This window comes from Streptomyces sp. NPDC039609 (assembly GCF_055596705.1).
The window spans coordinates 276,152-299,107 of the sequence record NZ_JBVIUJ010000004.1; the positions used below are offsets into that span (position 1 = coordinate 276,152).

19 protein-coding genes, 1 tRNA gene and 2 pseudogenes are annotated in these 22,956 nt (G+C 70.6%); 9 read left to right on the forward strand and 13 right to left on the reverse strand.

What is annotated here, in order from left to right:
• Positions 1–61: 61 nt before the first annotated feature.
• The gene (locus tag ACZ561_RS13475; RefSeq protein WP_470993594.1) at positions 62–1,261 is read right to left on the reverse strand and encodes an acyl-CoA dehydrogenase family protein; all 1,200 of its coding nucleotides are present in this window, start codon (positions 1,259–1,261) and stop codon (positions 62–64) included.
• Between the two features lie 551 nt (positions 1,262–1,812).
• On the opposite strand from ACZ561_RS13475, the gene ACZ561_RS13480 reads away from it, so the two are divergent.
• Complete coding sequence (locus ACZ561_RS13480; RefSeq protein WP_470993596.1) at positions 1,813–2,184, forward strand: MmcQ/YjbR family DNA-binding protein; 372 nt, start codon at positions 1,813–1,815, stop codon at positions 2,182–2,184.
• Positions 2,185–2,205: 21 nt separating this feature from the next.
• Here the strand turns inward: ACZ561_RS13480 and ACZ561_RS13485 are convergent.
• Positions 2,206–2,418 (reverse strand): annotated as a pseudogene (locus tag ACZ561_RS13485) (transketolase); the annotation flags it as partial.
• Positions 2,411–2,746 (reverse strand): annotated as a pseudogene (locus ACZ561_RS13490) (transketolase); the annotation flags it as partial. The pseudogenes ACZ561_RS13490 and ACZ561_RS13485, both read right to left, overlap by 8 nt.
• 128 nt (positions 2,747–2,874) lie before the next feature.
• On the opposite strand from ACZ561_RS13490, the gene ACZ561_RS13495 reads away from it, so the two are divergent.
• Positions 2,875–2,951 (forward strand) — tRNA-Pro (locus ACZ561_RS13495).
• Between the two features lie 29 nt (positions 2,952–2,980).
• Here ACZ561_RS13495 and ACZ561_RS13500 read toward each other — a convergent pair.
• Complete coding sequence (locus tag ACZ561_RS13500) at positions 2,981–4,090, reverse strand: tyrosine-type recombinase/integrase (protein ID WP_470993598.1); 1,110 nt, start codon at positions 4,088–4,090, stop codon at positions 2,981–2,983.
• 794 nt (positions 4,091–4,884) lie between these two features.
• The gene (locus tag ACZ561_RS13505) at positions 4,885–5,493 is read right to left on the reverse strand and encodes a hypothetical protein (protein ID WP_470993601.1); all 609 of its coding nucleotides are present in this window, start codon (positions 5,491–5,493) and stop codon (positions 4,885–4,887) included.
• Positions 5,494–6,076: 583 nt separating this feature from the next.
• Here ACZ561_RS13505 and ACZ561_RS13510 point away from each other — a divergent pair.
• From ACZ561_RS13510 to ACZ561_RS13520, 3 genes are all read left to right on the forward strand, one after another.
• Complete coding sequence (locus tag ACZ561_RS13510) at positions 6,077–6,460, forward strand: hypothetical protein (protein WP_470993604.1); 384 nt, start codon at positions 6,077–6,079, stop codon at positions 6,458–6,460.
• Positions 6,461–6,462: 2 nt separating this feature from the next.
• Complete coding sequence (locus tag ACZ561_RS13515) at positions 6,463–6,699, forward strand: hypothetical protein (RefSeq protein WP_470993606.1); 237 nt, start codon at positions 6,463–6,465, stop codon at positions 6,697–6,699.
• Positions 6,700–7,241: 542 nt separating this feature from the next.
• Entirely contained in the window at positions 7,242–7,988 is a 747-nt protein-coding gene (locus ACZ561_RS13520; RefSeq protein ID WP_470993608.1) for a class I SAM-dependent methyltransferase, read from the forward strand.
• A gap of 298 nt (positions 7,989–8,286) precedes the next feature.
• Here ACZ561_RS13520 and ACZ561_RS13525 read toward each other — a convergent pair whose 3' ends face one another.
• From ACZ561_RS13525 to ACZ561_RS13545, 5 genes are all read right to left on the reverse strand, one after another.
• Complete coding sequence (locus ACZ561_RS13525; protein WP_470993611.1) at positions 8,287–8,649, reverse strand: cupin domain-containing protein; 363 nt, start codon at positions 8,647–8,649, stop codon at positions 8,287–8,289.
• Positions 8,627–9,457 carry an amidase family protein gene (locus ACZ561_RS13530; RefSeq protein WP_470993614.1) on the reverse strand — a complete coding sequence of 277 codons (831 nt, stop codon included), beginning with the start codon at positions 9,455–9,457 and terminating at the stop codon, positions 8,627–8,629. The genes ACZ561_RS13525 and ACZ561_RS13530 overlap by 23 nt, the downstream gene beginning before the upstream one ends.
• Entirely contained in the window at positions 9,454–10,176 is a 723-nt protein-coding gene (locus ACZ561_RS13535; RefSeq protein WP_470993617.1) for an amidase, read from the reverse strand. Before ACZ561_RS13535 ends, ACZ561_RS13530 begins: the two co-directional genes overlap by 4 nt.
• A complete protein-coding gene (locus ACZ561_RS13540) occupies positions 10,173–11,189 on the reverse strand; it encodes an NAD(P)H-dependent flavin oxidoreductase (protein WP_470993620.1) in 1,017 nt (338 codons plus the stop codon). Before ACZ561_RS13540 ends, ACZ561_RS13535 begins: the two co-directional genes overlap by 4 nt.
• A gap of 161 nt (positions 11,190–11,350) precedes the next feature.
• The gene (locus tag ACZ561_RS13545; RefSeq protein ID WP_470993624.1) at positions 11,351–12,625 is read right to left on the reverse strand and encodes an NAD(P)/FAD-dependent oxidoreductase; all 1,275 of its coding nucleotides are present in this window, start codon (positions 12,623–12,625) and stop codon (positions 11,351–11,353) included.
• A gap of 113 nt (positions 12,626–12,738) precedes the next feature.
• On the opposite strand from ACZ561_RS13545, the gene ACZ561_RS13550 reads away from it, so the two are divergent.
• Positions 12,739–15,399, forward strand: coding sequence for an ATP-binding protein (locus tag ACZ561_RS13550; protein WP_470993627.1), 2,661 nt, complete (start codon positions 12,739–12,741; stop codon positions 15,397–15,399).
• Positions 15,400–15,800: 401 nt separating this feature from the next.
• Here ACZ561_RS13550 and ACZ561_RS13555 read toward each other — a convergent pair whose 3' ends face one another.
• Positions 15,801–15,941 carry an aldehyde dehydrogenase family protein gene (locus ACZ561_RS13555; RefSeq protein WP_470993630.1) on the reverse strand — a complete coding sequence of 47 codons (141 nt, stop codon included), beginning with the start codon at positions 15,939–15,941 and terminating at the stop codon, positions 15,801–15,803.
• 282 nt (positions 15,942–16,223) lie between these two features.
• Between ACZ561_RS13555 and ACZ561_RS13560 the strand changes: the two genes are divergently transcribed.
• Positions 16,224–16,919 carry an ester cyclase gene (locus tag ACZ561_RS13560; protein WP_470994433.1) on the forward strand — a complete coding sequence of 232 codons (696 nt, stop codon included), beginning with the start codon at positions 16,224–16,226 and terminating at the stop codon, positions 16,917–16,919.
• Between the two features lie 76 nt (positions 16,920–16,995).
• Here ACZ561_RS13560 and ACZ561_RS13565 read toward each other — a convergent pair whose 3' ends face one another.
• Together ACZ561_RS13565 and ACZ561_RS13570 are read right to left on the reverse strand one after the other, a co-directional pair.
• The gene (locus tag ACZ561_RS13565) at positions 16,996–19,584 is read right to left on the reverse strand and encodes a SpoIIE family protein phosphatase (protein WP_470993632.1); all 2,589 of its coding nucleotides are present in this window, start codon (positions 19,582–19,584) and stop codon (positions 16,996–16,998) included.
• Between the two features lie 517 nt (positions 19,585–20,101).
• Positions 20,102–20,608: an RrF2 family transcriptional regulator gene (locus ACZ561_RS13570; RefSeq protein ID WP_470993635.1), complete on the reverse strand. Its 507-nt coding sequence runs from the start codon at positions 20,606–20,608 to the stop codon at positions 20,102–20,104.
• A 108-nt stretch (positions 20,609–20,716) separates the two neighbouring features.
• Between ACZ561_RS13570 and ACZ561_RS13575 the strand changes: the two genes are divergently transcribed.
• A complete protein-coding gene (locus ACZ561_RS13575; RefSeq protein WP_470993637.1) occupies positions 20,717–21,463 on the forward strand; it encodes an SDR family oxidoreductase in 747 nt (248 codons plus the stop codon).
• A gap of 202 nt (positions 21,464–21,665) precedes the next feature.
• Positions 21,666–22,886: a saccharopine dehydrogenase family protein gene (locus ACZ561_RS13580; RefSeq protein WP_470993640.1), complete on the forward strand. Its 1,221-nt coding sequence runs from the start codon at positions 21,666–21,668 to the stop codon at positions 22,884–22,886.
• Positions 22,887–22,956: the final 70 nt, after the last annotated feature.

Consider the following 22,956-nt stretch of genomic DNA (forward strand, 5'->3'; position numbering starts at 1 on the left):
CACGGGTGCGCCCCGGGACGGCTTCGCCGCCGTGCCGGGGCGTACTTCTGCGCGCACACGGTCAGGCGTGTACGGGTTCCAGCTTGAGCAGGTCCGAGAGCCGCTCGGACCAACTGCCCTTGTCCTGGCCGAGGGCGACCTCGGCCAGCCGAAGGAGCTGGATGTCGGAGGTGCCCGCCGGCGCGAAGATGTGGTGCGCGTCGCGGAGGTAGCGCTCGATCGGACGGTCCGTGAAGAGACCGGCGGCCGCGTGGATCTCCATCGCGTCGCGGCCGGAGTCGATCGCCGACTCCACGTTGACCAGCTTCGCGTTCATCAGCTCGGCGTCGCAGGACAGCCCCTGATCGAGCAGATGCACCGCGTGGTACGCGGCGAGCCGGGCCGTCATCAGCCGGGACTGCATCTGGCCCAGCTTCAGCTTGACCGTGGGCAGATGGTGCAGAGGCTTGCCGTAGCGGATGCGCTCCGCGCAGAACCGGGTGGTCTCCTCGAGGATCGCCTGGTGGATGCCGAGGGAGACAGCCGTGAGGTTGGCCCGGCCGTACAGCACGCTCGACGAGTACGCGACGGAGAGGCCGTCGCCCTCGTCGCCGAGCCTGCTGGACGCCGGGACCCGGCAGTTCTCGAAGACGAGCTCACCGAAGCTGAAGCCGTGCAGTCCCATGGCCGGTTGCTGGGGGCCGAGCCGGAAACCCGGCCGGTCGGATTCGACGAGGAAGGCCGTGAGCCCCCTCGATCCGGGGCCCGTCCGGACGACCACCCCGTGCAGATCTCCGACGTGGCTGTTCCCGACGAAGACCTTGCTGCCGTTGAGGACGTAGTCGTCGCCGTCGCGGACCGCGCTCGCGGTCATGCCGAGGACATGCCCGCCCGAGTCGGGCTCGGTGACCGCGATGGTCGGCAGGCACTCACCCGCGGCGATGGCCGGAAGCCAGGTCTTGCGCTGGTCGTCACTGCCGAAGTGGAGGATCTTCGCGGTGCCGAGCTGGGAGGCCTGAACCATGGCGCCCATCGCGCCGCTGACCCGGGAGAGTTCTTCGATGATGATGGTCTTGGCCAGGTGACCGGCGCCCATTCCGCCGTACTCCTGGCCGATTGTGGCGCCCAGCCAGCCCTGCTCGCAGATCAGCCGGGACAATTCGTGGTGGACCGTCCGGGAGGCTTCCATCTCGGCTATTCGAGGCCGGACCTCACTCTCCGCGAAGTCCCGGACCGTTTCCCTGAGCTGATGATGAAGTCGACTGCTGAAGTAGCTGTCCATACGAGTCCCTCCCCTGCGAAACGCCTGCTCGCTCGGTTGTTCGAGCAGGTGGTGCATCGGCAGTGGCCCCGTCCCGAACAGGCCGACACTCCATGGTGTTGATCTTTCTTGGGCGGATCAATATCGCCACGGAATTTGTCTGAAACCCGAGTGGTTGACGGTTGAACCTGTCTGTGTTTCGTGCGGACTTGGCCTGTTCGGGCAGGTCTCCTGGGCATTCCCTGTGGGCGCCTTTCTGCCACATGCCAAAGGCAAACAATCAGTGGTCATATGGCATCGAGGGGTACTTGGTCGCCCCATACGCCACCTCTTCACCACAGTGGCGGAATGCCGGAAGAATCGTCGAGCCCGGCAGGAAGCGGAACCTCGAGGCGGGTGTGATCGAGCCCGTGGGACGGGGCACGGTATCCGGTCGTGCGGGTGCGCGCGGAGGCGTGGGAGCGCGTGACGAGGAGTGACCGGCGCGCGCTCCGGCGCGTGCGCCCAGGGGGTCGCCGAGAGGGGGTCGCCGAGAGGGGGTCGGTGTCAGTGGTGGGTCGTACCGTCGACGTATGGCCACTGCCGACGACGTACGCAGAATCGCGCTCTCGCTGCCCGGGGCGGTCGAGAAGCTCGCCTGGGGCATGCCCACCTTCCGCGCGGGACCGGGTGGAAAGATCTTCGCCTCGCTGGACGACGACGATCAGGTGATCGGCGTGAAATGCCCCAAGGAGGAGCGCGAGGAGCTCATCGCGTCCGAGCCCGCCAAGTTCTTCATCCGCGAGGGCCACGACGACGGCTACGCCTGGGTACGTGTCCGGATCGGGGCCCTTGACGACGAGCAGGAGCTGCACGCGATCCTCGCCGACTCCTGGCGCCAGGCGGCGCCGCGCAGACTCCTGGAGCAGCACCCGGAGGTGGGGGTGGAGCCGGAGGAGAGCTGAGCGGCGCGCGGGCTGCGGGGGTCACCCGCCGATGAAGGACGCGATGTGGCCGCGCAGACCGGCCGGGTCGAGGCACTGGCCGGCCAGGTGCTCGTCGACGCTGCCGTACGTGCGCAGCTCACGCCGTGAGATCCCGAGGCCGAGGACGCGGGTGGGGAGCGCGGCGAGGGCGTCGTTGGCCGCCGCCGTGGACGTACCGGCGAGGTAGGGCTCGACCAGGACGACGTCCCAGGGACCCGCTGCCGATCTCGGCGCCGGGCACGAGCATCCGGTCGGGGTGGTGCCCGAGCGGCGAGTCGTACGAGCCGAAGCCGGGGAGCATCTCCTCGGGGAAGAAGCCCTCGGCGGCGAGGACGGCGTAGTACGCCATGGGTCCGTGCCCCTTCGACAGCAGGAAGCGGTCGCGCCCCCGATCCGCGACGGTCTCGGGCGACACCCGGAGCACCCGGTCGTACAGCACCCAGAGGGCGTCGAGGGTGAAGGTGGCGGCGGGGGAGTGCTCCTCGTCGACGGTCATCAGCGCCACGAGGGCGTGCAGCCGGTCGATGTCGGTGATCGTCATGGCGGTCGCCGTGCAACCTCAAGCGAGGTCGAGGTCGAGCGCGCAAAGGGGTTCGTGACCACCCGGGGAAGTGCGGTATTGTTCTCATGCGCGTTCGGCCGAGGGGAAACCCCAGGTCAGACGGGCATCGGGACGTGGCGCAGCTTGGTAGCGCACTTGACTGGGGGTCAAGGGGTCGCAGGTTCAAATCCTGTCGTCCCGACCATGCGGAAACGCAGGTCGGAGGCCGTTCTCTCATCCATGGGAGGACGGCCTTTCGTGCGTCCGGGGGCGTGGTGGTCGCAGTGTGGTCGCAGGCCTGGGCCTGGGCTGGTTCGCCGTGGTGCTGATGGCGGGTGGTGCGGGCGAGCGGAGCCGGCCGAGGGCTTCGCGGAGGCGGTGGAGGTGGTCGCGCGGTGGTCGCAGCCACGCGGGCCGGTTTGTACGGACAGCCGCCTGCTGGGCTCCGCTGAGGACGTGGTCGATGGTGTCGACGGCCTGATGCGCGGCCTGTTGGGTGAGGTGGCTGTAGAGGTTCGCGGTCGTCGAGAGGGTGGAGTGCCGCAGCGTCTTGGAGACCACGGTGAGCGGGACGCCGGCGGTGATGGTGATGGTGGCTGCCAGGTGCCGTAGGTCGTGAACGGTCACCTGGGGGACGCCGGCCTCCTCGGACAGTCGGTGGAGTCGGTCGAGCACGAGGTGCGGGCCGAGTGGGCGGCCATCGGGTCGGCAGAAGACCAGCCCCGCGAAAGGATCGCTCGGGTCCCCGCGGGTCCGTGCTGCCGAGCGTGCCCGGCGGCGGAGGGCTGTGGCGACGCGGGGTGAGACGGCGACCCAGCCTCTGCTCGACCGGGTCTTCGGTGTCGTAATGACGAGGCGGTTGTTGTCGACGGCGGAGAGCGTGCAGCGGATGTAGAGCACGCCCTCGTTGAGGTGGACGTCGTCCCAGTGCAGTCCGAGGGCCTCCTCCTTGCGCATGCCGGTGCCGATGAGGACCTCGAACAGGTCGGCCATCTCCGGGTCGGCCTGGCGGCAGTAGCCAAGGAAGCGCGCCGCCTCCTGCGCCGTCCAGATCCGCCGCTCCGGCGACGGCGGCCGGCGCAGGACCGGGGGAGAGGCCGGATTGTGAGGGAGCCGATGCTGGCGGACGGCATCACCGAGCGCGCTGGAGAGGGTGGCCAGGCATCGGTAGAGAGTGGTCCGGCCGCGGCCGGCGACGAGCTGGCCGGTGACGAAGGCCGAGATGTGCCGGTGGGCGAGCTGGTCGAGCTTGAGGGTGCCGAACGCGGGGACGAGATCGTCGCGGACGTAGTCCCGGTAGCGGGCCATCGTCGTCGGCTTCAGCACCAGCACCAGCACCAGCACCACCGCCTTCGCCGCCAGCCACGCGTCCAGATAGGCGGCGACGGTCTGGTTCGGGTCCGGATCGAACCGCCGGCCTCACCCTCGAGGAACCGGCGCAGTGCCTCTTCGGCCGCATCCTGGCTGGCGAAACCACCCCGGCGCACCGTCGACCTGCGGTGGTCCGGGACGGGGACATCGACGGCGAAGGTCCAGGTTCCGTGGGTGCTCTCGGCGAGCAGGTGAGAGCAGCGGGCACCTTTCTGGTGACGGTGGGTGTCCCTGCAGCCACAGCGACGGTAGACACGGCCGCGGCCGACGCTGGTAGGCATGGCGATCCCCTCCACGAGGCGGGGAAAGGTCCAACACCCTCATCCTGCGACCACACGCGACCACCACGCCCGTCAGAGAGGCCGTGACCTGCGTCTTTCCCTTGTCTGCGTGCCAAGGGCCCTATTCCGGAAAGCGCCCGCAGGTTCTTCGTCTCATGGCAGCCGTGTGCCGTTGACCAGCGGAGACGTTGGTCTTGGAGCCCCCAGGTTCGCAATCTGGTCCGGGAAGGTCCGGATCTTGGCGATGTCGGTTCCTGGAGGCTCTCGCCATGTCGTGGATGGCGGATTGCAGCGATGAGCGCTGGCGGATGCGTCTATCGCTTCCGTCAGGGACAGACTTCCTGCAGTCAGGGGGTGCTCGGCGTGGACAGGCACGCTGGCCCTGCTGCGCGCCCATGCCTTGAAGGCCGAATGCGGCGTTGAGTGCCCCGCTCGGGGTCGGCCTTCTCCCGCGGCGGTCATAGTTGACCGTGGGAGCGCGAGAAGTTACGGCTCGGAGGGGACTGGACGTTCCAGCGGAGTGCCCTCTTTGAGGAATCGGGTGACCGCGTCCATGCGGTCGGAGAACCCGACTGGTGTGTGGTCCGCCAGGAGATCAAGGTGGTCGGCGGGCCACGTCTGGGGGTTGCCCTTCAGCAAGACGAGGCGCTGATCGAAGGCATAGTCCGCGCGTTCGATGCGTTGCACGAGCGATAGAGCGTGTTCCAGTCCCTGCTCCGAGCCGCCGACGGCCTGTACCAGGACCGTTCGCTTGGGGAGGTTGATGCGCGCGGTGGGGCGTACCTTGGCGCCGCGGGGGAGCTCCACAGTGGGGCGCCGGTCGTAGGCGATGCGGGCATCGTCTAGGTACGCGTAGAGCTGCCGAACGAGTTTGCCGTCCCGCTCAGGAGCCGCGAGCCATCGCAGGCCGTCGGTGGTCAGCATGGCGCTGCTGAGGTCCGAGACGAGCGTCGCCGCCTGCTCCAGAGGTCGGCGGCCCACGATCCGTCCGTCAACTTCGCTGAGTCGGAACGCATTGAGAGTCTCGGTCCAGGCCGTCGCTGCCCGGGTAGGCCCCCAGACGTCGACTCCTGCATCGGCCAGGCGGGTCACCATGGTGCCTCCGTCGCTGGCCAAGGGCGGCCGGATCTGGCCCATGGCGGATGTCATCTGGGGCGTAGACGTCCCTGTTGCCCCGCCGCTCGCTCCACTTGTGTTTGTGCGTGCGGTTGATGAAGTGCTCGCCCGTTTCACGGTCTAGGTGTGTTCCCCGTACGTCGAGGCGGCGCAGGATCGTGCCACTTCCGGGGTGGAGGAGCATCAGGCTGTACTCCCACGGCTTGTCGAGGCCTAGGCGGAAGCGGAGCTCGAGGCGGCAGGAGAGGTCGGTCCGGACCGGAGTGTTTGCCTCGACGTGAATAGGGGCGGACAGCCGGCGCGGGTGCATTCTTCTGCTTCCACCGGAATGGAAGGTGGAGGGCACCTCCGACCTTGCCCCCAAGGATCTTGTCCGCCAGGGCGTCGATCATCACGTCGTCAGGGTCCATCCACTCCCCCCTCAGCGTTGAGATGACGAACATCGAGCCACTGCCGCCCGTTTCATAGAGGGCCGATCAACGTCTTGCTTCGGTGGCTTGCTCATGCGGTGCGGCTACTTGCCCCGCTCGCCATTCCTGGGGCGCGACGATGAGAGTGCTGAATGGCTGCCCTGCTTTGCAGGCAGGCCGACTGCTCTGGTCGCACCAGGTACCGTCGCCGCAACCTGGTCTCGGCCGACGTGGTGACGGCAGATGGTGGGCTCGTCGTGGCGAGCGAGCAGGAGCACGAGGACCTCTTCTGGGCGCTGCGCGGCGGCGGTGGCAATTTCGGCGCGGTGATCCCCCTCGAATTCCGGCTCAACCCCGTCAAGGACATCTACGGCGTGCCGATCCTCTTCGAGCCGGACAGCGCCGACATGGTCCTGTGCTCCTTCCGGGCCTTCATCGCCGACGCGCCGGAGCAGCTCGGCGGCTTCCCGGCCTTCCAGATCGCCCCGATGCTGCCGTTCATCCCCGAGGCCGGCACGGCGAGCCCTTCCCACTGATCGTGTCGTGCTGGGCGGGGCCGCCGGAGGAGGGCGAGCGGGCGCTGCAGCCCTTCCACGACCTCGCCCCGGTGGTCGCGGAACACGTCGGCGTCATGCCGAATCCCGCGCTCAACAGCACCTTCGACGTGCCCGTGCCGCCCGGTCTCCAGCACTACTGGAAGGCCAACTTCGTGACGGAGCTGAGCGAGGCCGCGATCGAGGCGCACCTGGTGCACGGCCCGCGCCTGCCGCCGTGAACTCGACGGTCCACATCTACCCGATCAACTGCGCCTGCCACCGGGTCGCCCCGGAGGCGACGGCCTTCGCCTACTGGGATGCCTCCTTGGCCAACACCGCCTGGTCCGCGACTACTACGAGGCCACCGCTCGCACTCCGAGGAGGGCGGCCTCGCGAGTTCGTCGGCATCTCACCGGTACCCGCGTCCGGTTCCCGCTCGAAGGGGAGATGTGGGAGCTGTTCGTCGGGGCCGTGGAGGATTCCGGCAACCGCTCCGGCGCCGCCCTGGCCCTCCGCATGCGAGGAACCTCTTCGGCTGGGGTGACATCCGTCCCCGCTGAGGCGGGGGGCGGATCCGTCCGCGGCGGACGTGCGGCCCGCATTTGCTCTCGTCTTGACTGGTGCTCCCGGCCGAGCTGCGAGCGGGTGGGGTCCCGGGCATGCTGGTTCGAGGCGGTAGGTGTCGGGCCCGCAGGGCCCCGGCCGTCCGGGATGAGGGTGAACGCCGGTGTGGGGCGAAGGTGAAGCCTACGAGCCCTACATCGGGCGGTGGAGCCGACAGGTGGCGGTGGAGTGCGTCCGCCGGCTGGACGTTGCGGAGGGCAGCGACTGGCGGGACATCGGCTGCGGGACGGGTGCCGTCACGCGGGCGGTCCTGGACGTGGCCGGTCCCCGGCGGGTGGTGGGGGTCGAGCCGTCGGACGGCTACGTCCGGTATGCCCGGCAGCACGTCACGGATTCCCGGGCCCAGTTCGTACGCGGCGATGCGATGAGGCTGCCGTTCCCGGATGGCCGGGCGTCGGTGGCGGTCAGCGGCCTGGTCCTCAACTTCGTTCCCGCTCCCGAGCGGGCGGTCGCCGAGATGGCCCGCATCGTGCGCCCCGGCGGCACGGTCGCCGCGTACCTCTGGGACTACACCCAGGGGGGCATGGAACTCATCCGCCACTTCTGGAAAGCCGCCGTCTCCCTGGACGAGGGCATCCGGGAGCTGGACGAGGCCCTCCGGTTCCCTCTGTGCGCGCCCGGCCCGCTGGACGAACTGCTGCGAGCGGCCGGCCTGGCGGATGTGGAGGTCGAGGAGATCAACATCCCCACACGCTTCAGGGACTTCGACGACTACTGGGCCCCGTTCCTGGGCGGGCAAGGGCCCGCCCCGTCGTACCTCGCTTCACTGCCGCGGAAGGGGCAGGACGCGTTGCGCGAGCGTCTGCGAGCCGACGTCCCCACCGAGGCCGACGGCTCGATCGCCCTCACCGCACGCGCCTGGAACGGCCGGGGAAGACGTCCGACCGCTGAAGTCAGGCCATAGCCCCCTCGCCGGCCGCACGCAGGTACCGGGCCTGACGCCCGCGAGTGGAGGCTGCAGTATTCGTGGCGTAACCCGGGGGAGTCTCATGCGTTGATCACAGCGTGGCGGCCGAGGGCTCCGTCGGCAGTGGACGGGCCGGATTCCGGTTGGGCACCGGCTGGTCTGCCGCCCCTCTCGGCGAGGCCGCAGGCCGGGCGCCCGTGTGGCTGCGTCAGCGCGTGCGGTGAGGTCGCGGTTGCACGGGGGCGGCCCGTGGCGACAGTCCTGCGGGGCTGGTGTGGAGCATGAGCGGGCCGGGTCAGCCCTGTGCCTTGATGTGGTCGAGGACGGTGGTGAAGGCGTCGGTGGGTGAGAAGTCCACGTATTCGCAGTCCTCGAGTGCCGCGGGGGCGTGCCCGGGCGGCCAGTAGAAGGCCTGGCCCGCTTCGTAAGTCTCCTCCCCGTCCTTCGTCACCATCTTCAGCCGCCCTTTGAGCATGTAGCCCCAGTGAGGGCAGGCGCAGAGGCCGTCGGGCAGGTCGGTCAGGGCCGGCCTCATGTCGGTGCCCTGCGGGAACCGGACGAAGGCCACGGACAGGCCGTTTCCGATCGCTTGGGTACGGAGTTCGACGCCTCCGCCCTCGATCACGACCGGTGTGTCATCCCGCGTCGTCGCCGTCATGGCCATCTTCATTCGCTGGGGCTACGGGTGTCCTTCCTCCAGGCTGGCCCCGGCGGCCGGATCGTGCCACGTCGGGAGTGGTGGGGCGGTAGGGGCGGCGGTCGGCCCACGGGCGGACGCGTTCGAGCTGGGCTGCGAGGCGTAGGAGGGTTGCCTCGTCGCCGACACGGCCGAGGAAGTGGACGCCGATGGGCAGGCCGCTGCCGGACCAGTACAGGGGTACGGACATGGCGGGGGCGCCGGTGATGTTGGCGACGACGGCGGGGAAGGCGACGAAGAGGGCGCTCCGCTCGGCGGCACGCAGTGGTTCGTCCTCCGTGGAGGTCATCTCGCCCAGGAGGAGCGGTGGTTGGGCCAGAGTCGGAGTGAGCCAGGTGTCGAAGCGGCTGAGGAACCGGGCGGCGGTGCGGGCGGAGTGCTGGAGTGCGGTGACGGCGAGGAGGCAGTCGCCGCCGGTGACGCGCAGGCCGTGTTCCCAGTGCGCCCGGGTGAGGGGTTCGAGCTCGTCGGGGCCGGGTTCGCGGCCGAGTTCGCCGATCCAGTAGGCGAGGATCCAGGACACGGAGGCGCCGTATACGGTGCCGATGGCGTCGCCGACGTCCGGTGTGAGGCCTGGCAGGTCGGCTTCGACGAGTTCGTGGCCCAGGGCAGTGAGGAGCCCGAGGGCGTCGTCCAGGGCCGCGAGGCAGTCGGCGTGCACGGGGTGGCCGTCCGCCGGGCGCCTGCTGAACGCGATCCGCAGTCGCCCCGGTTCTTGGCGGCTGGTCGGTGAACGGCCCCGGCGCCTTTGGGGCCGGGTAGGGGTCACCCGGCTCGGGCCCGGCGACGGCGTCCAGCAGTGCGGCGGAGTCCCGTACCGAGCGGGTCAGGGTGTGTTCGCAGGCCCAGCCGCCGAAGGTGTCCCCGTAAGGCGGCGCCGAGCGGCACCCGGGCCCGGCTGGGTTTGAGGCCGAACAGCCCGCAGCAGGAGGCGGGGAACCGGATGGAGCCGCCTACGTCGTTGCCGTGTGCCGCGGGGACCATTCGGGCGGCGACGGCGGCCGCGGATCCGCCGCTGGAACCGCCGGTGGTCCGGGTGGTGTCCCACGGATTGCGGGTCGGCCCGTACAGGACGGACTCGCAGGTCGGGCTCATGCCGAATTCCGGTGTGGCGGTCTTGCCGAGGATGACGAGTCCGGCGGCGCGCAGCCTTCGTACGAGCTCCTGGTCGTGCTGTGAGACGTGGTCGCGCAGGAAGACCGATCCCTCGCTGAAGCTGACGCCCTCCTGCTCGGTGATGAGGTCCTTGAGCAGGTAGGGGACTCCGGTGAACGGGCCGTCAGGGAGACCGGCCTCGACCTGGTCCAGGGCCTTCTCGAATACCGGCGTGACGACGGCGTTCAGTTGCGGGTTGAGGGCTTCGATGCGGGTGATGGCAGCCGTCACGAGGTCCTCGGCGATGGCTTCGCCGGTACGGATGAGCTGCGCCTGGGCGGTGGCGTCGAGTGCGGTCAGGGCTTCCACGTCTCCGGGGCTGAGGGCCGTCATGGCCCTGGGCCGATGGCGCGGGCCGCTGCCGCCAGCGCCACCTCGGCCTCCCTTACGGTCCGGCGGACGATCTCGCCGGCGGGCAGGATCTCGTGCACCAGGGCGGTCGACTGGCCGGTCAAGGGGAGGTACTCCTCGCCCCCGCCGGCCCGGATCGCGGCCATCACGCGAGGCACGGTCTCCGCAGGGTCCACCTGTTCAGGGTGCTCGCGCAGGGCGTCCACCAGGGGGGTGCGAAGGCAGCGCGGCACCCCGGCACTGCCGGGGAGGTTGAACGGCGGCAGGATCCGCTCACTGCCCACGGCCTTCACCGCGTCCGAGGCGGCGGACTCGACGATCCGGCTCTTCCACGCCTGCGACACGCTCATCTCCTCCGACGCGAGGAAGCGCGTCCCCATCAGCACACCCTGCGCGCCCAGTGCCAGCGCCGCGGCCAGGCCACGGCCGTCGGCGATCCCGCCGGCCGCGAGGACGGGTACCTCACCCGCCATGTCGACGACATCGGGGACCATCACCATCGTGGCGACATCTCCGCCCTGCCCGCCGGCCTCGCCGCCCTGCGCGACGATCACATCCGCCTCGGCCCGGAGAGCCTCGTCGGCCTGACCGCGGCTGGAGACCTGCTGGATCCAGAGGATGCCGGCATCGTGCGCCCGGGCGATCAGGCCGGGCGGCACCGCCACGTGGAAGGAGATCGCTGCCGGCCGCTCCTCGATCGTGGCCTGGAACGCTTCCTCGTCGAAGGGGCGGCTCGTGTGATTGATCGCGAACGGCCGGTCCGTCAGCCGCCGCAGCCGGGCCCATTGCTCCCTCAGTTCCGGAAGGGGCCGTACCGCCGTGCCCAGGCTGCCGAGCCCACCGGCCTGACACACTGCGGCCGCGAGGTCGACCTCGTCCCAGGGGCCGAAGGGCGCGCAGATGATCGGGGCATCGATACCGAGAAGGGGGCATACAGGGGTGGTCAGCATCAGGACCTCCAGCGGGCTCGCGATAGTCCTGCGGCGAGCGGCCATGGCACATGCTTCTCAGTCCCATCATTCCGTACGCCGCCGTCCCGGGCCTCGTGAAGGAGCCCGATCACGACCGGCCGGACAAGTCCGATGCGTGGACCGCACGCCCGCACACGCCGAGGCACGGGCGGATGCCCGCCGGGAACGGCCGCACGTAGTCGCTGTCAGCGGGGTTCCGAAGGTTGCCGAGCGGGCGCAGTGGGGCACCGTCCCCGCAGTCTGGGCGCCCGGGGTCCGACCGCGGCCCGGATCATGACCTTGGGATTCAGAAGTACCGAGGGGGGCGCTGCCCGCATCGCGAATGCCGCGAGCCGACGGGAGATGTCCGGGTCGGACACGGCTGCCGTGCGGATCGCCCGCTGGAGCGAGCTGGGTGGCCTGGCGAGTGCCTCCCGCCGGCCGAGAGCGTCGTAGGAGTCGATGAACCGGTGTGCCCGGCGGTAGTCGCGCAGCGCGCGGTGCAGGTTCCGGTCCTGGGCCAAGGGCTCGGCGGTCGCGTCGGTCAGCCACGCGGCACTGCGGAAGGCCCAGCCGCAGCCCACGGCCGGAACCGGGTCGGATGCGGTGGCGGCGTCGCCGATCAGGGCGAGCCCGGGCCGCGGTGTGGGGTCTCGGCGTATGCACGGGTAGTCGGTGGTGCCGATGAGGTTCGACACCTGCCGGGCGCCGATGAGGGTGGGCCCGTCCGGCAGGCACCTGACGAACCGGTCGAACGCGCTCTGCCGCTCGGCGGTGAACTCGGGCAGTCGGTCCTTGGCCGGGAAGACACCCACCTGTGTGAGCCCGTCGTCGACACGGATACAGACGGCGACGTCCCGGCCCACGGGCCAGACCTGGCCGTCGCCGGGGCCGTTCATCGTCGCGCCCTCGTAGTACGTCCAGAACAGGAAGCGCTCGTTCCGGGCCTGGTCCTCGGGGACCTCCGCAAGTCGGGCGACCGTGGAGTGGTGGCCGTCCGCGCCGACGACCAGGCGGGCGCGGAGTTCGGTGCGCTCGGCCACACCGCTAGCGGTGACCACGCCCCGTACGCCGCCCGCATCGTCACGGAGGAGGTCGACGACGCGGTGTCCCGGCATGAGGTCCACGCCCGGAGTCGCGGCGGCGATCTCCCGCAGCAGTGGGTCCAGCTTGCTGCGGCGCAGGCTGATCGCCGGCGGAACCGCACTGTCGGGCCGGGGGATGATCCAGCCGTGCTCCGTCCACATGCCGAGTCCGCTCGTCACGGCCGCCCCGTGCCTGACCATGGGCTGCCAGAATTCCAGGCGCTGCAGGACGTCGTGCGTGCCGCCGAGCACGAAGTGGCCGCACAGTGTCTTGTGCGCCTGGGGGCTGCGATGTCGTTCGACGAGTGCCACGCGCAGCCCGGCCCGGCCGTACGCCGTGGCCGCCGTGCAGCCCGCGATGCTCGCGCCGACAATGATCACGTCGTAGTCGTCCATGACTGCCTCCGCCGCTGCGTTCCGTTCCTTCGGTCATGACGCAGCATGCGCAGCCGCGCCGGCTGCGGACATCGGTAGTCGCTACCCAACCTTGCGGCGGCAGCCTGCCTACCATGGACAAGGTGACGGTCGGCCCCTGCACGCTCGAGGAACGGGACGGCGAGATCGAGTCGCTGACCCGCTGGTGGTGTGAGGCGCGAGCCGGCACCGGACGGCTCGTTCTCGTCGGCGGTGACGCGGGGGCGGGCAAGAGCGTCCTGGTCGAGGAGTTCAGCCGGAGGCTGGAAGGGGCGCGCCTGCTCCGTGGAAGCTGCGAACCCCTCACCACGCCGCTTGCACTCGGTCCGCTGCGCGACATGGCCCACAGCCTGTCGCAGCCGCTGCGGCAGAAGCTCACCGGCCCAGCCGATCCGGTGGACGCACGCCGCCTGATGCTCGACGAGTTGCGAGGCGGCGGCGCCGGCGCCCCCACCCTCGTGGTGATCGACGACGCGCACTGGGCCGACGAGGCAACGCTGGACCTGCTGCGTTTCCTGGGCCGCCGCATCGAGGCGTGCCCGGCCATGCTCGTCGTGGTCTACCGGCAGGACGAAGTGGGGGCACGCCACCCCTTGCGCGTCCTGGCCGGGGACCTCGCGGCCCTTCCCGTCGTACGTCGGCTGACCGTGCCGATGCTGTCCGAGGCGGCCGTGGCACGCCTTGCGGCGGGAACGGACATCGACCCGGCCGAGCTGTACCGCCGCACGGGCGGCAATGCGTTCTTCGTGACCCAGGTCCTGGGGGATGGCCGGGCCACCGTTCCCCCCACGGTCCGGGATGCGGTGCTCGCTCGCGCCGCCCGCTTGGAGCCGGGTGCGCGGGAGGCTCTCGATGCCCTTGCCTGTCTCGGGACCCGGGCGGCTCCGTGGCTGGTGGAGGCGGTTTCCGGCCGGGCGGCCGACGACCTCGATGCCTGCGTGGACCGCGGGCTGGTCGCCGCCGATGACGGTGCGGTCACGTTCCGGCACGAGCTGGTCCGTGTGGCGGTCATGGAGGCGATCCCGCCGGGACGCGCGGCGGCCCTGCACCGGCGCGCGCTGGCCGTGCTCGGTGCGCGACCGCCCGGTGAGGTGGAGCCGGCACGGCTCGCCGACCATGCGGAGCGTGCCGAAGACCGGGCCGCCGTGCTCGTGCACGCACCCCTCGCGGCGCAGCGGGCATCCACGCTGGGAGCTCACACGGAGGCCGCGGCACACCTTCGCCGCGCACTCGCCGTCCTCCCGGGCAGGCCGGATGCGGACCGGGCCGAGCTCCTGGAAGAGCTCGGCCGGCAGTGTCATCTGGCCGACGACCTCGACGGCGCCCTGCGCGTCCGGCAGGAGGCCGTCGAGGCGTGGCGGGAGGTCGGCGACGACCGTAGGCGGGGCGGGGCGCTGGTCGGGCTGGCGATCACCGCGGCGCACCTGGCCCGGGAGATCCCGCTCGGCGAGAAGGCCTGCGACGAGGCACTCGCGCTGCTGGCGGGGCAGCCACCGGGACCCGAGTACGCACTCGCCTGCGCCATCCGCGGCAAGCTCTCGGCCATGGCGTTCCGCAATGCCGACGCGGTCGCGTGGGGCGAGCGGCTCCTCGCCATGGCCGGCGAGGGCACCGGACCGCTGGAACGGGCGCTCGCGCTGCTGTCCATCGGCATCGGCCGCGCCCAGGACGGCGACGTGGCTGGCCTCGACCTGATCGGGGAGAGCGTCCGACTGGCGCGCGAGGCATCCGCACACGAGCAGGCCGGACTCGGCTACTTCTGGCTCCAGCTGATCTGCGTGACCCGCCGCTGGTACCGGGAGGCCGAGCGGTCGTACGCGGAGGCCCTCTCCTTCACCGACGATCACGGGCAGGAGGTATGGCGCCAATGGCTGCGCGCCTTCCGGGCGCGGGCGCTGCTCGACCAGGGCCGGTGGGACGAGGCCGGGGCGCTCGCCTCGGAGGTGCTGCGCACGGCGGGCGTGGACGACGGGCGCAGGATGATCGCCATGGTGGTGCTGGGCCGGCTGCGCTCGCGCCGAGGTGACTCCGATCCCCGCCCCCTGCTGACCCGGGTCCGTTCGGTCATGGTCACCGCCGAGCCGGTCGTCGGCTGGATCATCGGATCCACGTCGGCGCTGGCGGAAGCCGCTGCGTACACCGGCGACCTCGATCAGGTACGCACGGTGGTCCCCCCGGCCCTGGCCGCCGTCGCGGGGCAGGGCGAGCCGTGGCTCCTCGGTGAGCTGGCCTACTGGCTCTCGCGCGCCGACGGACCGGCCGCGGTCCCGGCTCGGGCAGCAGAACCGTACCGGCTCCAGCTGTCGGGCCGCCCGCGCGAGTCGGCAGAGCGTTGGCAGGAGATCGGCTGCCCCTACGAGGCCGCGCTCGCGCTCGCCGACACCGCAGACGAGGGAACGCTGCGCGAGGCACTCGCGGCCTTCGACCGCCTGGGAGCACGCCCGATGCGTGACATCACAGCCCGCCGCCTGCGCCGGCTCGGGGTGCGCGACATCCCCAGACGCCCGTCCCGCGCTGCCGGCCCAGACGGGCTGAGCACCCGCGAGCAGGAAGTGCTCACCCTCTTGGCCGACGGACTCCGCAATGCCGAGATCGCCGACGAGCTGTTCCTGTCGCGACGCACCGTAGAGCACCACGTCGCTGCCGTGCTGCGCAAACTCGGCGTGGCGAACCGGTCGGAAGCCGCTCGATACGCCCGCCGAAACGACGTGACCGCTCGCCGACCTACCGTGCCCCCGTCGACCCGGACACCGTGATCGAGTAGCTGGAGGTCATCCTTGACCCGCGAACGCCGAGCCGAGAAGACGCCCCGCCCGACAACAACGGCGTTGTCGCTGGGGACCAGTTGGGGATCAGCGCCCACGTGGATAGGCGCACAGCATGTACGGATGTGCACGCTGCGCGCCCTCGGATTGACCTGTATGTCGTGATTTTTCCTCCGGCCCATCGATCTGGGGGTCAAGGGGTCGCAGGTTCAAATCCTGTCGTCCCGACTTTTCGAAGTCGGAGATCGAGGGGCCGTTTCAGAGCAATCTGAAACGGCCCCTCGATCGTTTTTGCGTACTTTGCGCTTCAGGGCTGCCACCGTGTGCCCTGGGGACGGCAGTGGCTCGCGCCGGCGATTCCGGTGCCGCGGGCCAGTGGCCAGGTCTGAAGCTCAGCCGGCGATGCGGTGGGGCCTCCGGTTCACGAACTCGTCGACACCGTAGCGGCCGAGCTCCCGACCGAAGCCGGACCGCTTGAGGCCGCCGAACGGCAGCCCGGGCTCGTCGGCGGCCACCGGGTTGACGAACGCCATGCAGGCCTCGATCCGGTCGGAAGGCTTCCTCCGACTCCCACACGTCGACGACGAACCAGCCGGCACCGATCGGTGAAACAGGGCACCCGAGGTCGGCGGGGGAGAAGGCGGGCGCAGCCGCCGGGGTGCGACGAGAACGGTCGCGCAGCCGATCTCCCTTGCTGGTGTGGGCGTACCCGCACCGCCTCGGATCCCCTTCCGGCCAGGCACTCCGGGGGCACCGGTCGTGAGCCGGGCATAGCCTGAAGTTGTTCCGAACTCCGTCGAACGGCGGGAGGCATGATGACATTCGTGCAGGTCATCGACTGCAAGACGAGCAGGGTCGATGAGTTGAACAGCCTGATGGACTCCTGGGTCGAGGCGACCCAGGGCAAGCGGACGGCAACCCACTCGATCGTGGGACGCGACCGCGCCGACTCCACCCACGTGGTGGAGATCGTGGAGTTCCCCTCCTACGAGGAGGCGATGAAGAACTCGCACCTGCCCGAGACCGACCGGATCTTCCGGGAGATGGTCGCGCTGTGTGACGGCGAGCCGTCCTTCACGGACCTCGACGTGATGCGCGACGAGCAGCTCAACAAGGTCGTGGTCAGGAGCTTCTTCGAGGATGTGATCAACGGGAAGAACGTCGACGCGGCAGACGCGATCTGCACGGCCGACTACCGGGAACACGACCCGTCCCTCTCTTCGTACGACATCGGTCTCGCACAGGCCAAGGTCGAGAACCAGGAGATCATCTCGGCGTTCGAGCCGGTGGCGACCATCGAGAGCATGGTCGCCGAGGGCGACATGGTCTGCGCGCGGGCGTCGTTCAAGGGGCGTCACGTGGGCACGTACCGGGGCATGAAGGCCACCGGCCGCGACGTCTCCGGAACGGCGCATGCGACCTTCCGCTGTGTGGACGGCAAGATCGCGGAGAGCTGGTGGAACTTCGACGACCTCGGCTTGTTGCAGCAGCTCGGAGTCATGGAGGGCTGACCTCGCGGTCCTGGTGCCGGCGTCCGCGCGTGATCGCCCCTCCGAGGGCGACGGCGGTCAGGAGAGGAACCGCAGTTCAGGAGAGGGCGCCGTCGTCGGCGGGCAGGATCTGCTCGGCCCAGATGACCTTGCCTTCAGGTGTGTACCGCGTGCCCCAGTGCTCACTGAGCTGCGCCACCAGGAACAGTCCGCGGCCTCCCTCGTCCATGGAGGCGGCGTACCGCAGGTGTGGGGCGGTACTGCTGCCGTCCCACACCTCGCAGGTCAGGGTGCGATCGTGCAACAGCCGGACGCGAACCGGCGCGGCGCCGTACCGAATGGCGTTGGTGATGAGCTCGCTGAGGATCAGTTCCGTGGTGAAGGCGAGTTCCTGCAGGCCCCACTCCTCGAGCTGCTCGGCCGCGAGGCTGCGTATGGCGCCGACCTCGCTCGGGTCGAACGGTACGTCCCACTGCGCGACCCGGCCGGGGCCCAGGGTGCGTGTCCGGGCGATGAGCAGCGCGATGTCGTCGGACGGCCGGCTGGGGAGCAGCGCGTCGAGTACGGCGCGGCGAGTGGCATGCGGGTCCCGGTCGGGGTGGCTCAGCGCCGTACGCAGCTTTTCCACGCCCTCCGCAATGTCCCGGCTCCGCTCCTCGACCAGCCCGTCGGTGTACAGGACGAGCTGACTGCCTTCCGCCAGGTACAGCTCCATGGTCTCGAACGGCATGCCTCCCAGCCCGAGCGGGGGGCCGGCCGGCAGCTCCGAGATCGTCGTCGTGCCGTCCGGGGCGACCACGAGCGGTGGCATGTGCCCTGCCCGAGCCATGGCGCAGGTCTGGGAGACCGGGTCGTAGACGGCGTACAGGCAGGTCGCGCCCAGGACGCCGCCGTTCGGGGCGGCGCTGTCGCCTTCCTGGTCCATGCGCTGGACGAGGTTGTCGAGACGGGCGAGGAGTTCGTCGGGCGGCAGGTCCAGGGAGGAGAAGTTGTGCACCGCCGTGCGCAGCCGCCCCATGGTGGCTGCTGCGTGCAGGCCGTGCCCGACGACGTCCCCGACGACGAGCCCGACGCGGCTGCCCGGCAGCGGGATCACGTCGAACCAGTCCCCGCCCACTCCGGACTGGGCGGGCTGGTAGAAGTGCGCGACGTCCACGGCACTCTGCTCGGGCAGATCCTGCGGCAGCAGACTGCGCTGGAGTGTCACGGCGAGATTGTGTTCACGGGTGTAGCGGCGGGCGTTGTCCATGGTGACCGCGGCGCGGCCGACAAGCTCCTCGGCCAGGGACAGGTCGTCCTCGTCGAACGGTTCCGGCTTCTGCGACCGCCAGAAGTTGACCACCCCGAGCACGACACCCCTGGCCTTCAGCGGAGCCGCGATGAGCGAGTGGATCCCGTAGGCGACGATCGCCGATGTCCGCGGCGGGTCCTGGGCGTGCCAGCCCGGCGCGTCATGGAGGTCGGGCACGAGTTCGGTCGCGCCCGTGCCGTATCCGCGGGCTTGCGGCGTGGACGGCAGGAAGTCGATCAGGCTGCCGAGCGGGTACAGCGGGTGATCGGAGCGGATGCCGCTGACCGCCGTGCGCCGCATGTCGGCGCCCGGGCCGGGCTCGTCGCCGGTCAGCACCGGGTCGGCCAGGTCGACCGTGACGAAGTCCGCGAACCGGGGAACGGCGACATCGGCCAGCTCCTCCGCGGTGCGCACGATGTCGAGCGTGGTGCCGATGTCACCTCCGGCGTCGTAGAGCAGCTTGAGCCGCCTGCGGGCCGTCTCCGCCCGGCTGCTCAGGAGCCGCATCTCGGTGGAGTCGCGGATGGTGACCGCTGAGCCCTGCGGGCGGCCCCGGGGGCGGGTGGGTCGCTGATTGACCACGAGCAGCCGGTCCCCGGCCTCCAGCACCTCGTCGGTGGCCACCCGGCCGGAAAGCAGCAGTTCCGCCATCCGGTGATCCATGCCGACCTCGTCGACGGGGCGTCCTTCGGCGTCGTCCGGCAGGCCGAGGAGCCGTCCGGCCTCGTCGTTCGCCAGGAGCAGCCGTCCTTCGTCGTCGGTGATCAGCACCCCTTCGCGGACAGCGTGGAGCACCGCGTCGTGGTGCTCGTACATACGGGTCATCTCCTGCGTGCCGAGCCCGTGGGTCTGGCGACGCAGTCTCCGGCTGATCAGTGCTGTGCCCACGGTGGCAAGAGCCAGGCCGCCGGCGATGGCCAGGAGGATGACCGGAAGCTGGCGGTCGGCGATGCCGGTCACGCTCTCCACTGTCAGACCTGCCGAGACCAGCGCGACTACCTCGCCCTGAGGCGAGGTGACCGGAACGATCGCCTGGATCTCCTTGCCGAGCGGCCCCTGCACACTCTCGGTGTGCACCTGGCCGGCGAGCGACGGCTCGATCGTGCCGACGAACCGTTCACCGATGCGGTCGGGCTGAGGGTGGCTGTAGCGGATGCCGTGGGTGTCCATCACCACGATGAAGTCCACCCCTGCGGCCTTGCGCGTCTCCTCGGCGACGGGCTGCAGGACTGCGGACGGGTCCGGCGACTCCAGCGCTTCCTGCAGACCCAGGGATTTCGCGAAGGTCTGCGCCACGGAAACCGACCGATCGCGCGCCTCACGGTCGATGTCGTGCCGCGACTCCAGCACCAGGGCCAGCAGGGCCCCGGCGGCGAGCAGCACCACGATCGCCACCTGAAGGACGAAGACCTGTCCGGCGACGCTTCCGAATCTTCTGCCTAGGTTCGACTGCACCGGGACGCCGGGCACGAGAGACGAGACGGGCTCACAACCCCAGTTGTAACACTTCCCTCGGGCCAGGGCTCCCGGCGTTCACGGTCTGCATCCGGCCGGCGCCGCCGCGGCGGTGTGCGGCGAGCGTGGCGAGGTTCGCGTCGTTCTCGACGTACGCCGGGCAGCCTGACCGCCTGGTCGCCTCGCGGGCGAGGTCGAGCCGGTCCGTTCCGGGAGCGGGGTGGAAAGCCGGATGCGGCCGTGGGGGCCGGCGCGTGCGCCCCGCTCGCGTCGTGCGGTGACAGGGGAGGGGGATCGTGACGCGCGCCGAGGAGAGGACGATGCGGTGAGAGGCCGGCGAGGGCCCGGGTCGGCCGGCGACCGCGATCGCCGACGGCACGCCGGTCCCGGAGCCTGGTCGAGCCGGTGCGGCGGACGGAGGTGCTCCGCGCCGATTCGGGGCACCTCCGTGCCGGGCCTACGGGGCGTCCGTGCCTGCGGGTGCGTCGGCGCCCGCGGTCAGCCAGGAGCCGATTCCCGGGAGCGCGTCCGGTCCGCTGTCCCCCTCCACCGACGCGACGAGATCGGCGATGGTGGTCCCCGCGAGCGAAGCCCTCCATGCGGCTTCCGCGGCCCCCATCGCCCGGGCGATGGGGCAGGGCCTCGTGCACTTCTCCGGTGGCGTCGCCATCGGTCCGCGTCGGCGGATCTCGGTGCAGACGAACGCCGGATCGGGCCCGTCGACGGCCTGCACGACATCGAGCAGGGTGATCTCGGCGGCCTGCCTCGTCAGCACGTATCCGCCGGTCTTGCCCTGGACGGACCGCACAAGACCCGCCCGTGACAGTGCCTGCATCTGCTTGGCGAGGTAACTCGGCGAGACGTCGTGCAGCTCCGCCAGCCGGGCCGCCGGGACGGGCCGGCTCGCTGCCGTCAGGACCACGCAGCAGTGGAGCGCCCACTCCACGCCACCGGACAGTTTCATGTCGCCTCCCCATTTGACTCGGATACAGACTATCCGAGTATCGTCTCGGACATCGGGTATCCGAGTTTGCGTCCCGGGGTCGTGACGGCCCACGAAGGAAGGCACACCATGAAGATCACCGTCATCGGCGGCACCGGCCTCATCGGCTCGCAGGTCGTCGCCACGCTCCAGAAGGCCGGCCACGACGTGGTCCCGGCATCCCCGTCGACGGGGGTCGACCTGCTCACCGGCGCCGGCCTGGACGAGGCGCTCGCCGGCGCCCACACGGTCATCAACGTGACCAACTCCCCGACCTTCGACGACCAGTCCGCCGCCTTCTTCCGCACCACCGTCGGCACCCTGCTCCGTGCGGGCGAACGGGCCGGGGTGCGCCACCAGGTCGCCCTCTCGATCGTCGGCGTGGACCAGGTCCCCGAGCTCGACTACTACCGCGCGAAGGTGCTCCAGGAGGACCTGCTCCGCGAGGGACCCACCCCCTACTCGATCGTCCGCGCCACCCAGTTCTTCGAGTTCATGGATGCCGTCATCTCCTGGACCTCGGCCGACGGTGTCGTCCGCCTCCCCGCCACCCCGCTGCAGCCCATCGCGTCGGCGGACGTGGCCGCGGCCCTCGCCGACGTCGCCACCGCGGCGCCGCTCGACGGGACGCTCGACGTCGCCGGACCCGACGTCCTCGCACTGGACGAGATCGGTCGGATCACCCTGGCCGCACGTGGTGACGACCGCCGCGTCGTCACCGACGACCGGGCGGGCATGTTCGCCGCCGTCCGTGGCGATGTCCTGACCGCCGGCCCCGGTGCCCGCCGGGCGCCCACCCACTACCGCGACTGGCTGAGCAGCACCCTCGCCGGCTGATCGGGATCGGCACCTGACGCGGGACGGAACGTCGGCAGACCGACTCCGTCCCGCATTCCCCCGGCGTCGCCCGCCCGGCCCGCCGCTGGTGGCCGTGGTGTGAACGGGGCGGCATCATCGGGGAGGACGCGACCGTCGTCGTCGATGCCGACCTCCCGCCGCTCGGGCCGAGCCCGGAGGCGGAACGAAGGAGTGCTGCACCATGCGCATCCTCATGGTGGGGGCGGGAGGCGTAGGCACCGCGATCACCAGGATCGCGGCCCGCCGTTCCTTCTTCGCCCACATGGTCGTCGCCGACTACGACCCGGCGCGGGCGGAGTCGGCCGTCGCCGCCCTCGGGGCGGACGAGTCCAGATTCACCGCGGCCCGGCTCGATGCCTCGGACCCTGCCGCGGTGCGGGCGGCCCTCGTCGAGCACCGTTGCGACGTCCTGCTCAACGCCACCGATCCCCGGTTCGTCCTGCCCCTCTTCGAGGCCGCGCTCGCCGAGCGCGCCCACTACCTCGACATGGCCATGTCCCTGTCCCGGCCGCACCCGTCGCGCCCGTACGAGGAGTGCGGCGTGAAGTTGGGCGACGAGCAGTTCGCCCGGACGGCCGAGTGGGAGGCGGCGGACCGGCTCGCCCTCGTGGGCATGGGCGTGGAACCGGGGCTCGCAGACGTCTTCGCCCGCTACGCCTCCGACACGCTCTTCGACGAGATCGAGGAGATCGGCATCCGCGACGGCGCCGACCTGGTCGTCGACGGATACGACTTCGCCCCGTCCTTCAGCATCTGGACGACGATCGAGGAGTGCCTGAACCCGCCCGTCGTCTACGAGGAGGGGCGCGGCTGGTTCACCACGGAGCCCTTCAGCGAGCCGGAGGTCTTCGACTTCCCCGAGGGCATCGGGCCGGTGGAGTGCGTGAACGTCGAACACGAAGAGGTGCTGCTGGTCCCCCGGTGGCTGAAGGCCCGACGAGTCACCTTCAAGTACGGACTCGGCGACGAGTTCATCGGCGTCCTGCGCACCCTCCACAAGCTCGGGCTCGACCGTACGGACCCGGTGAGCGTGGAGGGAGCCACGGGCAGGGTCGAGGTCTCGCCGCGGAACGTCGTCGCCGCCTGTCTGCCCGACCCGGCGACCCTCGGCGACCGGATGCACGGCAAGACGTGCGCGGGCACCTGGGTGAAGGGGACCAAGGACGGCCGTCCCCGGGAGGTGTACCTGTACCACGTGGTCGACAACCAGTGGTCGATGCGCGAGTACGGTTCCCAGGCCGTCGTGTGGCAGACCGCGATCAACCCCGTGATCGCTCTCGAGCTCGTCGCGAACGGGGCCTGGCAGGGCCGTGGCGTACTCGGCCCCGAGGCGATGCCGCCGCAACCCTTCCTCGACCTGCTCACGGAGTACCAGGCGCCATGGGGCATGCGCGAGCAGTGACCCCGGCGGCCGCCTGCACATGCACGTCGGGTCGAGCCTCCCTACGATGAAGTCGTAGGTCCCGCTGTTC

Coding starts and splice junctions, on each gene's coding strand:
- ACZ561_RS13540 (WP_470993620.1), bottom strand. CDS start 11,189: ATGGCCGCTCGCCGCAGGACTATCGCGAGCCCGCTGGAGGTCCTGATG.
- ACZ561_RS13475 (WP_470993594.1), bottom strand. CDS start 1,261: ATGGACAGCTACTTCAGCAGTCGACTTCATCATCAGCTCAGGGAAACG.
- ACZ561_RS13560 (WP_470994433.1), top strand. CDS start 16,224: ATGACATTCGTGCAGGTCATCGACTGCAAGACGAGCAGGGTCGATGAG.
- ACZ561_RS13535 (WP_470993617.1), bottom strand. CDS start 10,176: ATGACGGCCCTCAGCCCCGGAGACGTGGAAGCCCTGACCGCACTCGAC.
- ACZ561_RS13550 (WP_470993627.1), top strand. CDS start 12,739: ATGGACAAGGTGACGGTCGGCCCCTGCACGCTCGAGGAACGGGACGGC.
- ACZ561_RS13525 (WP_470993611.1), bottom strand. CDS start 8,649: ATGACGGCGACGACGCGGGATGACACACCGGTCGTGATCGAGGGCGGA.
- ACZ561_RS13510 (WP_470993604.1), top strand. CDS start 6,077: ATGGCTGCCCTGCTTTGCAGGCAGGCCGACTGCTCTGGTCGCACCAGG.
- ACZ561_RS13505 (WP_470993601.1), bottom strand. CDS start 5,493: ATGGTGACCCGCCTGGCCGATGCAGGAGTCGACGTCTGGGGGCCTACC.
- ACZ561_RS13480 (WP_470993596.1), top strand. CDS start 1,813: ATGGCCACTGCCGACGACGTACGCAGAATCGCGCTCTCGCTGCCCGGG.
- ACZ561_RS13575 (WP_470993637.1), top strand. CDS start 20,717: ATGAAGATCACCGTCATCGGCGGCACCGGCCTCATCGGCTCGCAGGTC.
- ACZ561_RS13570 (WP_470993635.1), bottom strand. CDS start 20,608: ATGAAACTGTCCGGTGGCGTGGAGTGGGCGCTCCACTGCTGCGTGGTC.
- ACZ561_RS13580 (WP_470993640.1), top strand. CDS start 21,666: ATGCGCATCCTCATGGTGGGGGCGGGAGGCGTAGGCACCGCGATCACC.
- ACZ561_RS13545 (WP_470993624.1), bottom strand. CDS start 12,625: ATGGACGACTACGACGTGATCATTGTCGGCGCGAGCATCGCGGGCTGC.
- ACZ561_RS13555 (WP_470993630.1), bottom strand. CDS start 15,941: ATGGCGTTCGTCAACCCGGTGGCCGCCGACGAGCCCGGGCTGCCGTTC.